Origin of the sequence: Acinetobacter ihumii, assembly GCF_900625095.1 — a bacterium.
Classification (GTDB): domain Bacteria; phylum Pseudomonadota; class Gammaproteobacteria; order Pseudomonadales; family Moraxellaceae; genus Acinetobacter; species Acinetobacter ihumii.
Window position 1 is genome coordinate 377,805 of sequence record NZ_LR130760.1, and the last position, 15,780, is coordinate 393,584.

At 40.0% G+C, this 15,780-nt stretch carries 15 protein-coding genes; 11 read left to right on the forward strand and 4 right to left on the reverse strand.

Going from position 1 to position 15,780, the window contains the following annotated elements; genetic code table 11:
* The first annotated feature begins 112 nt into the window (after positions 1–112).
* From E0D95_RS01700 to E0D95_RS01725, 6 genes are all read left to right on the forward strand, one after another.
* A complete protein-coding gene (locus tag E0D95_RS01700; protein ID WP_130802255.1) occupies positions 113–1,048 on the forward strand; it encodes a 1-acylglycerol-3-phosphate O-acyltransferase, YihG family in 936 nt (311 codons plus the stop codon).
* Positions 1,049–1,073: 25 nt separating this feature from the next.
* On the forward strand, positions 1,074–2,120 hold the full coding sequence (locus E0D95_RS01705) for a preprotein translocase subunit SecA (protein WP_130802256.1): 1,047 nt from the start codon (positions 1,074–1,076) through the stop codon (positions 2,118–2,120).
* A gap of 120 nt (positions 2,121–2,240) precedes the next feature.
* Entirely contained in the window at positions 2,241–2,969 is a 729-nt protein-coding gene (gene minC, locus E0D95_RS01710) for a septum site-determining protein MinC (RefSeq protein ID WP_130802257.1), read from the forward strand.
* A 66-nt stretch (positions 2,970–3,035) separates the two neighbouring features.
* Positions 3,036–3,848, forward strand: coding sequence for a septum site-determining protein MinD (gene minD / locus E0D95_RS01715; RefSeq protein WP_004991021.1), 813 nt, complete (start codon positions 3,036–3,038; stop codon positions 3,846–3,848).
* A 2-nt stretch (positions 3,849–3,850) separates the two neighbouring features.
* On the forward strand, positions 3,851–4,123 hold the full coding sequence (gene minE, locus E0D95_RS01720; protein ID WP_004991022.1) for a cell division topological specificity factor MinE: 273 nt from the start codon (positions 3,851–3,853) through the stop codon (positions 4,121–4,123).
* Between the two features lie 144 nt (positions 4,124–4,267).
* On the forward strand, positions 4,268–4,555 hold the full coding sequence (locus tag E0D95_RS01725) for a PA4642 family protein (protein WP_004991023.1): 288 nt from the start codon (positions 4,268–4,270) through the stop codon (positions 4,553–4,555).
* A 133-nt stretch (positions 4,556–4,688) separates the two neighbouring features.
* On the opposite strand, the gene rhtC is transcribed toward E0D95_RS01725, so the two are convergent.
* Positions 4,689–5,312, reverse strand: a complete 624-nt coding sequence (gene rhtC / locus E0D95_RS01730) for a threonine export protein RhtC (protein WP_004991026.1) — start codon at positions 5,310–5,312, stop codon at positions 4,689–4,691.
* 222 nt (positions 5,313–5,534) lie between these two features.
* Between rhtC and ppk2 the strand changes: the two genes are divergently transcribed.
* Entirely contained in the window at positions 5,535–6,470 is a 936-nt protein-coding gene (gene ppk2 / locus E0D95_RS01735; RefSeq protein WP_004991028.1) for a polyphosphate kinase 2, read from the forward strand.
* A 77-nt stretch (positions 6,471–6,547) separates the two neighbouring features.
* Here the strand turns inward: ppk2 and E0D95_RS01740 are convergent, their stop codons facing one another.
* Positions 6,548–9,604, reverse strand: a complete 3,057-nt coding sequence (locus E0D95_RS01740) for a DNA translocase FtsK (RefSeq protein WP_130802258.1) — start codon at positions 9,602–9,604, stop codon at positions 6,548–6,550.
* Between the two features lie 331 nt (positions 9,605–9,935).
* Between E0D95_RS01740 and trxB the strand changes: the two genes are divergently transcribed.
* The 4 genes from trxB to E0D95_RS01760 all read left to right on the forward strand — a co-directional run bounded on the left by trxB (position 9,936) and on the right by E0D95_RS01760 (position 14,184).
* The gene (trxB, locus tag E0D95_RS01745) at positions 9,936–10,883 is read left to right on the forward strand and encodes a thioredoxin-disulfide reductase (RefSeq protein WP_130802259.1); all 948 of its coding nucleotides are present in this window, start codon (positions 9,936–9,938) and stop codon (positions 10,881–10,883) included.
* 116 nt (positions 10,884–10,999) lie between these two features.
* Positions 11,000–12,556, forward strand: a complete 1,557-nt coding sequence (locus E0D95_RS01750; RefSeq protein WP_130802260.1) for a methyltransferase regulatory domain-containing protein — start codon at positions 11,000–11,002, stop codon at positions 12,554–12,556.
* A gap of 66 nt (positions 12,557–12,622) precedes the next feature.
* Entirely contained in the window at positions 12,623–13,348 is a 726-nt protein-coding gene (gene aat, locus E0D95_RS01755; protein WP_130802261.1) for a leucyl/phenylalanyl-tRNA--protein transferase, read from the forward strand.
* Positions 13,349–13,368: 20 nt separating this feature from the next.
* Positions 13,369–14,184 carry an arginyltransferase gene (locus E0D95_RS01760; protein WP_130802262.1) on the forward strand — a complete coding sequence of 272 codons (816 nt, stop codon included), beginning with the start codon at positions 13,369–13,371 and terminating at the stop codon, positions 14,182–14,184.
* Positions 14,185–14,250: 66 nt separating this feature from the next.
* Here E0D95_RS01760 and rimI read toward each other — a convergent pair whose 3' ends face one another.
* Together rimI and E0D95_RS01770 are read right to left on the reverse strand one after the other, a co-directional pair.
* Positions 14,251–14,718 carry a ribosomal protein S18-alanine N-acetyltransferase gene (rimI, locus tag E0D95_RS01765; protein WP_130802263.1) on the reverse strand — a complete coding sequence of 156 codons (468 nt, stop codon included), beginning with the start codon at positions 14,716–14,718 and terminating at the stop codon, positions 14,251–14,253.
* Positions 14,719–14,827: 109 nt separating this feature from the next.
* A complete protein-coding gene (locus E0D95_RS01770; RefSeq protein WP_130802264.1) occupies positions 14,828–15,709 on the reverse strand; it encodes a metal-dependent hydrolase in 882 nt (293 codons plus the stop codon).
* Positions 15,710–15,780 lie beyond the last annotated feature (71 nt).

The window sequence follows — 15,780 nt, forward strand, 5'->3', positions numbered from 1 at the left end:
CTATGACTTTTTAATTCATTAAGCACAGTCTATATTGTGCTCAGGATTTTCAATAACGGGATGCGATGAGAAAATAGCCTTTATGTTCTTTTCTCCCCTCAGGATTCATTCTATGTCTAAGCAAAATAATCATCAGTCGATACTGAAAAAAATTAGCAAAGGTGTCACGGTTGGTAGTGTCATTACAGGAAGTACCTTTTTACATGGTCCTCCAGTATTGGCACTCGGTTTAACTAAATTATTTAAACAGTCATCTAAAGTCGATCAAACCAATATTCAGATTACCAATAGCTGGTTAGGTGTCAATAATTGGCTGATTGACCATGTTTTGCCGCATTTAAAATGGGATATCAGTATTGATCCGCAGCTTGAACTGAGTATGCAAGGTCGTTATTTGATGATGTGTAATCACCAAAGCTGGGTGGATACGACCGTCAATCAATATTTTGGTGTCAGTCGCATGCCATTAACACGCTTTTTTACCAAATGGGAGCTAATTTTTATCCCATTTGTCGGGCAAGCCTTTAAAATTTTAGGCTTTCCGATGATGAAGCGACATAGCAAAGAGCAAATTGCCAAAAATCCAGAACTCAAGACCCGCGATATGCTCGAAGCACGTAAATCCTGTGAGCAGCTTTTATCGCAACCGTTTACCTTATTGAATTATCTGGAAGGCACCCGTTTCACCCAAGCCAAACATGATCAACAAAACTCGCCTTATAAGAACTTGCTTAAACCTAAAGCTGGTGGTCTGGCACTGGCTCTGAATATTTTAGGCAATCAAATTGATGCTCTGGTCGATATGACCATTGTCTACCCTGACGGTGCACCTGAATACAGTGATTTCTGGTTAGGTGATGTCTCTCGAATTGCAGTAAATTTGCGTAAAATCGAGATTCCAGATTGGGTGCTTGGTGGAAACTACGAAGAAGATGAAGATTATCGTAAACGCTTTCAGGAATGGGTTGACAAACTCTGGATTGAGAAAGATCAATTGATTGATCAAATGAAAGCTCAGTATGTCAGCACCTCAACCACATCGCCATAAAGATTAGGCAAAAGATATTCGTACCATGCAAAACAAAACGAAAGAAAAGTCCAAATATCATCAAGTGGATCCCACCAGTTTATCCTTCAAGATTTTTCTGGTGTACGACATCTTTATGGTGTTTATCATTATTTTTAATTTGTTTTGCCTGTGTACCAATTTCTTTTTAATGAGCAGTATCGGCACATGGTTTTTCGATCATATTCATTTGCCACAAGTACTGGATTTTTATCGGACACATTTACATCCGTGGGTAATCACCACGGAGGCTTGGTTTATTGGCTTTTTAATTATAGAGTTGCTGGTACGCTGGGCTATTGCAATCATCAATAAACATCACTCCCGCTGGTTCTTTTTTCCATTTATCCACTGGTACGAAATTTTAGCCATTATTCCGCATTTACGTTTTTTGCGTTTGTTCCGTGCCGGTATTATTGCGTATCGGCTATACGAAATGGGTTATCAAATCATTCCTGAAAGCTGGTTAAAACAAGGGACTTTTTATTATCATGTGGTCATGGAAGAACTGTCAGATCGCGTTGTTTTAACTGTCATTCATGGCATTAAGCGTGAACTGGAAACCAGCTCTACGCATAAACGCATTATTCATGATCTGGTCGATCATCATCGACAATTATTTGCGATGACAGTAGCAGAGGTTTTACAGGAAACTCTAGCAACAGAACTCAGATCACAACAAAATTCGATTTCCAAAGGTGTAGGGCAAATTGTGAATCAGGCTATTGAAGATACCCCTGAACTCACTCAATTACTGCGACTCATTCCGATTGTAGGTGGACGTATCGAACAACAAATTCAAAGTATTGGCCAACGTCTAGGGGAAAATATTACACATGGGCTGGTCGAGTCTTTCGCTCATGGCTCAAGTCACAACCTCAACCCAAACTATGAACTGATTGCACAGCGTATGAGTGAAATTAACATTGATAATAAACACTTGGAACAATTGGTCGAGTCAGTTGTGTTTGAAAGTCTGGAAGCTATTCGTCAACAAGTTAAAGTGAAACAATGGCAGCAAATTTTAAAACAACGTGAGACAGTTAAAGATTAAACAGTCTGTCATTTTTTTTAAGTCAATGCCTAGAGAAATCAGTGAATTTGTTCTAGGATTTGGACTATTTACAACATGTCTTCGGCGTACCAGCTCGCCAGAAGTGCTTAAGGAATAATTATGGCTGATATACGGATTGCAGGCAGAATGGTTAACTTTACCCGGTTAACCTTTGATACAAATGATCATGATGCCATCCGCCAGCAATTATCTAACACCCTCAATGAAAGTGCATATCAAGGCACTTTGGTCATTATTGATAGTACAGTTGAGCAAGAACTGATTGCCCTGATTCAGCTTTTAATTGGTCTGGGTTTACAACCGATGGCAGTGATTGATGGAATTTTGGGCGATGAAGCCCGTGCAATTCAGTTTCCTGTACTGCCTGCTGATCAACCTTTACAACGGATTAAGCCTTCACGCGAAGAAGTTGCAGTGGCGGTAATTGAAGACAACAAAACTGTCTCTTCAAACTCTGAAACAAAAAGCACACCAACGAAAACAGCGATTGCGCACAAGACCTCTTACCATGATGAAATTTTGCGAACAGGACAAAGTCTGGTACAGGATCATGGTGACATTATTTTAAATGCCAGTATGAATAGCGGCTCCGAAGTCATTGCATCGGGAAATATTCATATTTATGGCAATGTTCGTGGTAGAGTCATCGCAGGTGCAGGTGGAAATTCCGCAGCACGTATTTTTTGTCATTCATTAGAAGCTGAATTGGTCTCTATTGCAGGAACTTACTGTGTAGCGGATGATATTCCCAAAGATGTGCTCAAAAAAGCGGTACATATTTATTTAAATGACAAGCAAGAACTTGTATTTCAGGCTCTGGAATTTTAAGGTATAAATTAAACACCAATAAAAGCCCTTTTCTAAAGGGCTATGACCATAACAGGAGTGGATTCGGTGGCCAAAATTGTTGTCGTAACATCAGGCAAAGGTGGTGTAGGTAAAACTACAACGAGTGCATCTTTTGCAACAGGTTTAGCCCAACGTGGTCATAAAACTGTTGTGATTGATTTTGACGTGGGCTTACGTAACCTCGATTTGATCATGGGATGTGAACGTCGCGTGGTATATGACTTTGTCAATGTCATTAACAATGAAGCCCGTTTACAACAGGCCCTTATTCGCGATAAAGATATTGAAAATTTGTATATTCTGCCTGCTTCACAAACACGTGATAAAGACGCTTTAAGTGACGAAGGTGTTGCGCGTGTTATTGATGAATTATCACAGGAATTTGATTACATTATTTGTGACTCACCTGCTGGAATTGAACGCGGCGCGATTTTAGCGATGTATCATGCAGATGAGGCTATTATTGTCACCAATCCTGAGATTTCATCTGTTCGTGATTCAGATCGTATTATTGGAATGCTCGATAGTAAAACCAAGAAAGTAGAACAAAACGAAGGACGGATACGTAAACACTTATGTATTACCCGTTTTAATCCAGAACGTGCCGATCGTCAGGAAATGTTGACGATTGACGATATATCCAAAGACATTTTACGAATTCCAACTTTAGGCGTAATTCCAGAATGTCCAATCGTTTTACAAGCTTCAAATGAAGGTAAGCCTGTGATTTTGTATAGCGACTCTAAATCAGGTCAGGCTTACGATGATCTGGTGGCACGTTTTCTAGGAGAAGAACGTCCATATCGTTACATTACAGTACAGCCGAAGAGCTGGTTGGCGCGGTTATTTGGAGCATAAGTATGGCGGGATTTTGGAGTAAAATTTTTAGCGGTGAGGACAAACCATCAAGTGCACAAACAGCCAAAGATCGTTTAAAAGTCATTGTCGCTTCCGAGCAGGGGTTAGGTCGTCGTTTGAGTCAAGATAAAATTGACCAGATGAAAAAGGAAATCATGCAAGTTGTAAATCGTTATGTACGCGGTGTCGATGAAGGCCATATTCAGATGCAGGTACGTTCTGAGGCCAATATTGAAATGCTGGAAATGAATATCAACTTACCCGAAGAGCGATAAGCGGTTTTATTGATATTTAAATTATAAAATTCTTATTAGCGCTTTTCGGCAAATAAGGGCAAAATGTGAGGCTCGCAAGGCGCGAAGCTATGCTTCGAGTCAAAACATTTTGCCCTTAATTATTTTAAGACTGAGGAACGTGTAATGGCATTATCACAGCCAGCAACTTTCAATGAAGAATGGTCAGACGAGCGTGTTTTTGCCTATCTTAATCAACTTCCACCCGAAGGTGTAAACGCTGACTTTCACGTGTTATACCATGCCTTCAAACACATGCGTCCAAACGATTATGAACGTTTATTGACTCAATTTGTTGCAGGTGGTCGTGATGTCAATGCCACTAATCCTCAAGGCCAACGTATTCATGATGTGATTGCTGAATTTCCGCGTCAGCGTGAACCATTCTTAGAAGTTTTGGCAAAATTTGCCTAATTCAAATTAATAATAGATTTCTTTCATTGCAGTTTAGATGCTCTTTTTTTCCAAAAAAGAAGTAGTAAAAAGGACTAATGAAATAAATCTAATAAAAAACCTGCTGATGCAGGTTTTTTTATTTATCCTTATTTTAGCGATGGCTAATCAAATAAATGCCAAACGCCGTAAAGATACCACCAGAAACACCATCGATCCATTTTGCAACATTTTGATAAGCAGATTTAAAACTTGGTAAAGAAAATACAAATACCACAAATAAAAACCAGACCAGAGTTTCTACCGCAATAATAATAAACAGCAATGAATGCACATGATCTAATGCAGGATTTGCCAAGAACAAAGAAAATACACTACCAAAATAAATCACGGCTTTAGGATTGGATAAATTGGTCAACAAGCCTTTTAGGAAAAACTTGGTCTCAGTTTTAGGTAAATCAATTGGCGTATTAGTATTTTGAACTTTCTGTTTGGAAAAAGCAGAACGTAGCATTTGAAAGCCGAGCCAACACAAATAAATCCCACCAATCACCAGTAGAATCTGCTTTAACCATGCCATTTTTTCAAAAATGATATTTAAGCCCATCAAGGCTAAGATTGCCCAAAACATGACCCCGACTGTAATTCCTAGAACGACAAATACGGCCTCACGACGCGAACGGCTAATTGCCGTTTGAGAAACTAGAAAAAAATCTGGACCTGGGGTAATCAGAGCGCAAAACTGAATGAACATCAGTGTGATCAAGGCAATAAACATTCATCCCCCAAATAAAGCGCATCTAGAGTTTAAATTTAACATTTTTTTGCATAATTCCCCAGCCATTTTTATGTCTGAACAGCTAATAAAAGTTTATTATTTTTTGATTGACTCAATGATATTGTTAAATTAGATAAATTAATGATGTCTGATAAAAAGTCAGATCATTGATTTTAGCGTTAATATTTTTTTGTTTCAGTTCATTGTTATAGCGAGAAAAAAATGGATAAAGATCACCAACCTAATCCTAATGAAGACATTGAAGTGATTGATCAAGAGCAACTCAAGAACTTGCCTGTCTTTAAAAAATCGGTGCTTGAATATAAAGGATTGGTGACAGCAGAAGAATCTAGCTCCGCCGCTTTACCGGAAAGTTATCCTTATCGTACACGTATGTCACGCAAGACGTATGAAGCCGAAAAGAAACTCCTTCAAATTGAATTACTCAAAGTTCAATCTTGGGTGAAGGATACGGGACAACGTATTGTGTGTTTATTTGAAGGGCGTGATGCAGCAGGTAAAGGCGGCACGATTAAACGTTTTATGGAGCATTTAAATCCACGTGGCGCGCGTGTAGTCGCTCTTGAAAAACCAAACCCTCAGGAAAGTGGTCAATGGTATTTCCAGCGCTATATTGAGCGTTTACCCACTAAAGGTGAAATGGTATTTTTTGATCGGTCATGGTACAACCGTGCAGGTGTGGAACGGGTCATGGGCTTTTGTGAGCCACAAGAATATTTGCAGTTTATGCGCCAGACACCTGAGCTTGAACGTATGTTGGTGAATAGTGGTATTCATTTATTTAAATTTTGGTTTTCGGTCAGTCGTGAAGAACAATTACGTCGCTTTATCTCGCGCCGTGATGATCCTTTAAAGCATTGGAAGCTCTCACCGATTGATATTCAGTCTCTTGATCGCTGGGATGATTATACTGAAGCCAAGAATCAAATGTTTTTCCACACACATACAGGCGACGCGCCGTGGACGATTATTAAATCTGATGATAAAAAACGTGCACGTTTAAATTGTATTCGCCATTTCTTATCTCAATTAGATTATCCAAATAAGGATCTTAAAGTGACGAATCGTGTGGATGACAAAATTGTTCTGATTCCCAATCCACAATTTAAACAAGTGATGGATACGGATTCTGACTGATCATCACTTAAAATTAATCCGTTAAATTCCAATCAAAAAAACACCATAGTGAAGACTATGGTGTTTTTAAACAAATACTAAACTAAAATTTCACGTTTACCGTTTGCACCCATCGCGCTCACTATTCCGTTTTCTTCCATCTGATCAATGATTCTTGCAGCACGGTTATAACCCAAACTAAATTTGCGCTGCAACGAAGAAGTCGACGCTTTACGGGTTTCCAAAACAAAGGCGACACATTGGTCATATAACATGTCACGATCTGAACCACCTTCTCCGCTGTCTTCAAAACCACGTGAAGTAGGTTCTTCATCATAAGGCGTCAGGATTTCATCAACATAGTCTGGATCACCACGCTCACGCCATGCATCACAGATTCGGTTAACTTCATCATCACTGATAAATGCGCCATGTACACGCTCAGGCTCAATTTTACCCGGCCCAAGAAATAGCATATCACCATGACCCAATAAGTCTTCTGCCCCACCCGCATCTAAAATAGTACGTGAGTCAATTTTTGAGTTCACACGTAAGGCCACACGTGTCGGAATATTGGCTTTGATCAACCCTGTAATCACGTCAACCGAAGGCCGCTGTGTGGCAAGCAATAGATGAATGCCCGCAGCACGTGATTTTTGTGCCAAACGGGTAATCATTTCTTCGGCTTTTTTACCGACCTGCATAATCATATCGGCAAATTCATCTGCCACAATGACAATAGAAGGTAAGGGTTGTAAACGTGGTGCACGCTCCTGCGTTGCCGAATCACTTGGCTTCCACGTCGGGTCAATTAAGTCTTCACCATTCGCAATCGCTTCTTCAACCTTACGATTGTAATCCGCAAGTTTACGAATTTTTAAGAACGACATCAGTTTATAGCGACGCTCCATTTCATTGACACACCAGTTTAAAGCACTGACCGCATCTTTCATGTCAGTCACAACAGGCGTCAGCAAATGCGGAATATCGTTGTAGTTGGCAAGTTCTAGCTGTTTAGGATCGATCAAAATCAGACGTAACTGATCTGGCGTATATTTTAATAACATCGATAAAATCATCGAGTTTACCGCCACAGATTTACCAGAACCTGTGGTTCCTGCGACCAACATGTGGGGTGCTTTACCCAAATCAGTAATGACAGGATTACCTGAAATGTCTTTCCCCATGGCCATGGAGAGTAAACCCTCAGGATCTTTAAAAGAAGGCGTTTCTAGCAGCTCAATCAGACGTACCATTTCACGAGTACTGTTCGGAACTTCAATCCCGATATAAGGTTTCCCCGGAATCACCTCCACTACACGAACCGATGCCATTGACATCGAACGTGCTAAATCTCGTGAAATATTGGTGACTTTAGAAGCTTTAACACCGGGTGCCAAATCCAGCTCAAAACGGGTCACTACAGGTCCAGGTTGCGCTTCGATCACTTTGGCTTTGACATTAAATTCCTGAAGCTTAATTTCCAGTAATTCCGACAAACGTTCCAATTGCTCTGCGGTAAAGTTGACTTTTTTATTTGGATCCACTTTATCGAGCAACTCAAAACCCGGTAAGGTCGGCAAATCACGACGTTTTTGTGCCACTTGCATAGCACGTGACATCGGTCGACCTGAAATATCTGTTAATGGTGCATCAAAGTCAAATTCATCGAGCTCATCATCAGGTTTACCTGCGGTTTCCTGCCAAGCCTCAATAAATTCTTCTTTAGACAACTTGTGTTGTAAGTCAGTTTGAATCGCAGCTTTCACAAACGGTGTTGATTGTGCGTAGCTGCTGGTCTGTGGCTGTTTAGCTTGCTCATCATCAACCAGTAAATCTGTTAAATCATCCAGCTCTTCAGCAGCATGCTGCATATTTTTAGGAGACTGCGGCGTTAGTGAAGATTGTTGAATAGTTTGCTCAACTTGCTCAATTAATCCTTCAGTATCGTACTGGACATGTGCACGTGTGTTTTCACTATCCCGATCGACAAATGGCGTATGAATATGGGTTTCTTGACGATCTGGCACAGCAGCAAGTAATTCATCAAAGATCTCATCATCATTCCAATCCAGCGATGATTTATTTTGTACGCTTTGAGAATAATCTGTGGTTTCAGCTTCAGTTTGTGTTACTTGTTGCAAATGATCATAGGGCGAACGTTGTGCGGCTTGTTCTTCGTCCGCCGCACGCAGCAAGGCATCAATTTCCTGTTTATGACTTAAATCATCAGATTGCAGTGCACGCCAAACTTCACCTGTCGCCACCAGACGCTGACTGTCTTTTTCTAATTGATGTGCTTTTTCAATAGTTTTTTCAAACTCTTCTGTGTCAATCTCATCAATAGGCAACGACTGCGCATGTTGCTCTTTAGCCACCATATCATTAAATAGACGTTCTGCCGCCGCATCGCTCATATAACCATTGCCGTGCAGTGTCGGTGTGGCAATATCTGCTTGAGGTTGAATGTCAGAAGCCAGTACTTGTTGTTGCTCAGATACAACCTGTCGTTTAAGTGGTGTATTTGAAGCTACCACTTTTTTAGGTTGATCTGTTAAATCAAAATCGGATTCATTTGGAGAAACATTTTTATAAAATAAATCCTGTAAATATGCAGGTGTTGCCTTTAAGGTCGCCCATGTTTTGTTCCACTGGATACCAAATGCCAGCGTAATCAGCACACCCCAAAGCAACAATAAGAATAGGGTCGCACCATAAATAGTCAGGAGCTGACTCAGACTTTGCCCAATTTCATAACCAATGATTCCGCCAGAGGCATTGTCCAGCGTATCCGCAGGTAAATTCCAGTGCAGATACAACAGACTAGAACTTGCCAGAATAATAAAAAACTGTGCAGCATAACGAAATGGACGATTTAAAAAGCTTCGAGGCCACCAGACCTGAATCGCTTCAATAAACAAAAATAATGGAATGAGCAAACAAGCCCAGCCCAAAAAACCAAAAAGTAAATCGGCAATCCACGCCCCTGCTACGCCACTTGCATTAGACACTTGTTGAGTATCACTTGAAATATGCATCCAGCCGGGGTCAAAGGGTGTATATGTTACTGTTGCCAAGAACATATAGATCCCAAAAGAAACCAAAAATAATGTAATTAATAAGCGCTGTGCATAAACACTTGACACCGCAGTCATATACTGTCCTGTAACCCAGTTATAGATTGATCTTGTTATGTCGCAGTACTCGAAAGTGACCACGATTAAACCTTATATTATGCACCTGTTCTTACAAAAAAGATGCATGATTATTTACGCTTGTTGTTAAGCTAATGATCAGGGTCGGTTGACACGTGATGATTCCACATTAAAGGATTTTTGGAAATTGTCTATCCATGACATGCTATTTGTATTTTCTATATAGCTCAATTCGATTTAGATGATCAATATTATCGACATCGAATCAGCCCCTTTCTGATCGACTTTCACGTATAATTTTCTCAATTTTAGTATAAATAAGGAAGCTTAGATGAGCGCTCGACACTCGCGGTTAATTATTTTAGGTTCTGGCCCAGCAGGTTATAGTGCGGCCGTCTATGCCGCACGTGCAAATTTAAAACCTGTTTTGATTGCAGGCTTACAATTAGGTGGTCAACTGACCACGACCACCGAAGTTGATAACTGGCCTGGCGATCCTGAAGGTTTAACAGGGCCTGCCCTGATGGAGCGTATGCAGGCGCATGCTGAGCGTTTCGGAACTGAAATTTTATATGATCACATCAATGAAGTTGATTTGCAGACCCGTCCGTTTGTATTAAAAGGCGATATGGGCGAATATACCTGTGATGCTTTAATTGTGGCGACAGGTGCAACTGCACAATATTTGGGACTTGAATCTGAAGCTGCATTTATGGGTCAGGGTGTAAGTGCCTGTGCCACTTGTGACGGTTTTTTCTATAAAAACCAAAAAGTCATGGTCGTCGGTGGTGGTAATACTGCGGTCGAAGAGGCACTTTATCTTTCAAATATCGCTTCTCATGTGACACTGGTACACCGTCGTGACAGTTTGCGATCTGAAAAAATTCTACAAGACCATCTTTTTGCCAAAGAAAAAGAAGGAAAAATCAGTATTGTCTGGAATCATCAGGTCGATGAAGTATTAGGTGACAATACAGGTGTTACCTCTGTACGCCTTAAATCTACTCAAGATGATTCAACTCAAACCATCGATGTACAAGGGCTGTTTGTTGCCATCGGTCATAAGCCCAATACGGGGATGTTTGAAGGACAACTTGAGCTACGTGATGGCTATATTCAGGTTCAAAGTGGAACTAAGGGCAATGCAACGGCAACTTCTGTCGCAGGGGTTTTTGCAGCAGGTGATGTCGCCGATAATATTTACCGCCAAGCCATTACTTCAGCAGGTTCGGGCTGTATGGCTGCGCTGGATGCCGATTTTTATCTGGATAGCGTTTAAACCTTAAATGACTACAAAAAACCACCAATAAAGGTGGTTTTTTTATTTGAAGACACGTTATAACTATCATAGCTTGCTATTTTTTATAAGAATATTTGAAATTACTAGGATGAGCTATGACTATAAACTGGACCAATGGCTACCAAACTGAAGTGAATTATACCTATGGCTATTACCGTGACCTCAGCCCCAACTATCAGCGTTTTTGTCTATTATTAAATGGCGTTGACTGTCCAAGTTCCAGTGAAACCCATCAACATTGTGAATTGGGTTTTGGTCAAGGGGTCAGTATTAATATTCATGCAGCCTCAAATGAAGGTACTTTTTTTGGGACAGATTTCAATCCTGCGCATGCTGCACATGCCAATCAAATGGCAGAACACAGTCAAACTGAACATTATTTTTATGATGATAGCTTTGAAGAATTACTGAATAAACCTGACTTACCGATGTTTGATTCGATCAGCTTACATGGGATCTGGAGCTGGATCAGCTATGAAAATCAGCTGATTATTCTCAAATTTATTCGAAAATATCTAAAACCAAATGGTATTGTCTATATCAGCTATAACTGTGTCACAGGTTGGGCCGCCAACATGCCGATCCGCGAGTTATTTCATAGCCATTTTAAATTTAACAGCAAAAGTACCAACCCCCTTCAAAAAGTCAAAGATGCACTCGATTTTAGTGAATCGTTATTGTCTCAAGATCCGATGTTCGTTAAACGCCATCCACATGCTTTAGCCAAAGTGAACGAACTAAAAGAGCAAAATCCCAATTATCTGATTCATGAATACTTAAATCAGGATTGGCAATGTTTTTCCTTTCAGCAAATCGTGCGCTTACTTGAAGAAATTAAACTCACTTACGCAGGTTCGAGTGATTTAAATACGCATCTGGATAACATCAATTTTTCAGAAGAACATCAAGCCTTTATGAATGCAATTGAGCATCCTATTTTCAAGGAACAATGCCGCGATTATTTTGCCAGCACCCAGTTCCGCCGTGATTTATTTATTCGCGGAAAAAATGCCCTGACAGCGCTACAAACACAAGAACGACTTAGAAATACCGCTTTTGTTCTGCTCAGTTCACCTGAATTTTTACCTAAAGATATTACTGGTTATTTAGGTACATTTAATTTGATTGCAGACATTTATCAACCCATTAGCCAACACTTTGTCAATGCTCAATATCGTCCACAAACCATTCAAGAATTAGAACAGGCGTTACCCGAACTGAATTATGCCCAAATCTTAAATGCATTAGTCATTCTGTGCCATTTAGGCTTCGCTCAGCCCTGCCAAAATATCGCACCAAGCGAAAAAGTGATTCAACAGTGCCAGCAACTGAATCATTATTTACTGGAGCAAGCCAGCTTTCATCAACATTATCAGGCTTTAATCAGTCCACTGACAGGTATTGGTATTCCAACAGAACATTTCCATCAATTGTTCTATCGTGCTCATTTTATAGATGGTTTAAATACGGCTTCTGAATTTGCTCATTATGTCCAGACTGTTCTCAATCGATTAAACTGGTATGTTTTGGATGCCAATAAAAATACCGTCACAGATGCTGCGCAAAGTCTTGCAATTATTGAACAAAAAGCCCGCGATTTTCTGGCAGCAGATAAATTAACTATTGCCAGACAACTCCAGCTATTTGCTTAATTTATCTGATTTATCACACTGGATCGGCTAAAATAAAGTCGATCCGTTTTTATTTTTTATATACGCATGCTGCTTCCTTCAATGTACGTTTTTCCAGATCCAATTGAATCCGACCCTGAAGGTCAGGGCTTAATTTGTATTGGTGCAGATCTGGAGCCATCTACGCTTTATGAAGCATATACACATGGTTTATTTCCGTGGTTCAATGAAGGTGACCCTATTTGCTGGTGGTGCCCAGAACCCCGTTGTGTGATTTACCCAGCACAATACAAACCCAGCAAAACTTTGCTGCGAAGCATGAAAAAATATAACTATCGCATCACCATTAATCAGGCTTTTGAACGTGTGATGCGTTCTTGTGCCCTACCGCGTAATTACACCAACGAGACATGGATTTCAGAGGATATTGTACAGGGTTATGTCGAGCTATTTCGTGAAGGCTATGCCTATAGTATTGAAGTTTGGGATGGTCAGGAACTTATTGGTGGTTTATATGGCGTCTGTATTGGACGTGGCTGTTTTGGAGAATCCATGTTTAGCACACGCACTGATGCCTCAAAAATGGCTTTTTATAGCTTAATGCTATTGGGTCAGGAAAATCAATTGCCGTGGGTCGACTGTCAATTGGTCAATGACCATTTACTGAGCTTAGGAGCCTGTACACTTTCTCGCCAAAGTTATTTAAAATCGTTACAAGATGTAATTATTCAGCCCCCTATCAATTGGAAAAGCTATCAAGAACGTGTATTTTCAAGTAAAACAATTGCAGAATCTGCAAAACTCATCAAATGACAATAACGAGGGACGCATTCATGAAATCATATCATCCCAAGTCCCTATTGAATGATTTACAGTATTATATTACCCCTCCACATGATTGTAGTTATCTGGAAAATAAATCTGCACGAATGGTGTTTTTAGATCCGATTCACCGGATTGATGTCGTAACCTTGTCTGAATTATCACGTGTAGGATTTCGTCGAAGCGGTGACTTTGTTTATCGTCCAGAATGCCATTTATGTCGTCAATGCTTGTCCTGCCGTGTGCCTGCAAAAGATTTTCAAATGAATCATATGCAGAAAAAAGCATGGAAACGTAATCAGGACTTACAGGTTCGAATTACCCCGACTCAATACGCTACTCAGTTACACTACAACCTCTATGAACGCTATATTTCCGAACGCCACGCCGATGGCGATATGTATCCACCGAGTCTGGATCAATTTGAAAAATTTTTGGTACATAGTTGTACCGACAGCTTCTTTTTAGAACTTTGGAAAGAAGATCAGCTCATTAGCGTATCAACTTGCGATAAGATGGATGATGGTTTGTCCGCAGTTTATACTTTTTTCGATCCGAATGAGAGTCGTCGTTCATTAGGCGTTTTTGCCATTTTAAAACAGCTGGAATATGTTCAACAATTGCAACTCGATTATTTATATCTGGGTTATTGGGTACCACATTCTGCAAAAATGAATTACAAGTCACAATACATTCCGCTTGAACTGCTGCTCGATGGACAATGGCGTCGACTCAATCGTCGCTTAACTCAAGAAGAAATACTGCGTTTAGGTCATTCATTGATGACCACGTTACCTTCTGAATGGAATAACCTGATTGTTGAATAATCGTTCATCAAATCAAAGATATCCGATAATCGTTTGACGGTTTAAATCATAATCATGAAAAGAAACTTATTTAAATAGTGCAGCAAAATCATCGCTACAGCTTTTGACCATAATCACGGCATGTTCACGTGATCCGTCGGGTTGAGGATAATAATGACGACGTAAATCAATCTGATGAAAACCTGTTTTTTCATAGAGCTTAATAGCACTAACATTGCTTTCACGCACTTCCAGAAAAATCTGCACAGGATGATTGCTCAGCAATTGTATCGATTGATCCAATAAACGATAGCCAAGTCCCTGCCCCTGAAATTTTGGCTGAATCGCCATCAATAATAAATTCGCTTCATCCAGCACAGGCTGCAAAATACAAAAACCAATCACCTCATCCTTATACTGCATCACTGTGCATTGATACGACTCTACAGATTCACGAAACTGTTGCTCTGACCATGGATGGCTTTGTACTTGTCGTTCAATCTGGGTCACGGCAAGTATATCTTGTTGCTGCATCAAACGAATTAGAGTTTGCATCTCATTAATTTAAAAAATATTTTGACGAAACTCAATATATAGAATCTTTCACTACAAAAAAAGGGCAAATTGATTGCCCTTGGAGTAAAGTGTCAAAAGTCCAAAATCTTTATAATCCCAGTTTGGCTTTCCATGATTTCAGTAACGCCACCGTATCCAAATCATTCGGATGAAAACCTGGTTTAAAATAAACCAGCATTTCCTTGCTCATGCCTGTAATAATTCCTTTCGATGGACTATAGGCATATTTATAAATCATGGCTAATTCTTTGAAATTTAATTTATTGTCTTCTCGCAATAAACGTAGTACAAACGATGACTGCGTCAGAAAAATTAACACCATTGCCACCACTAAAGCAGTATTACGAAGCGCATAGGCTTTTACACCTCGCCCAAAAATGCCTTCATACACGTCATAGGCGACTGCTTTATGTTCATTTTCCTCAATCGCATGCCATAACCACATATATTTCATCGTTTCATCAGTCATAAGTTCCTGAATATGTGGATTACGTAATAATTCAGAGGCAATGGTTGCAGTGAAATGTTCAAGCGCAGTGGTTGCAGTCAAATCCACCATTTCCTGTGTCATCCCAAACGGTCTAACAAATTTGGCAAAAATTTTACGACCTGTCTGAATCACCAGATTGGTTTGCTTTTCTAATCGAGCAACATCATGCCCATATTTTTGAGCAGAAGCATTAAAACCGACATGCTCCTGAGTATGCATAGCTTCCTGACCAATAAAAGCACTAATTTCTTTTTGCAATGCTTCGTCATTTTTAATGGCTGGGTGATAACGAACCGCACGAACCGAATCGATAAAGAGTTTCTCACCATCTGGAAATAATGCTGACAGTGCTGTCATAAAATGTGTAAGCCCAGCTGAACCATTTACCCAATATTCAGGAACTTGGTCAAAATCAAAATTCATGCGACGGACTGGAAAACTTGCGCCCGAACGGTTAGAAATATTTACCTTAGCATTCATGCCCATTACTCCTGATCAGCAATAACAGCAAAGCTATTGCCACATCTTTTTTTGTTTGTCTTGTTGATTGT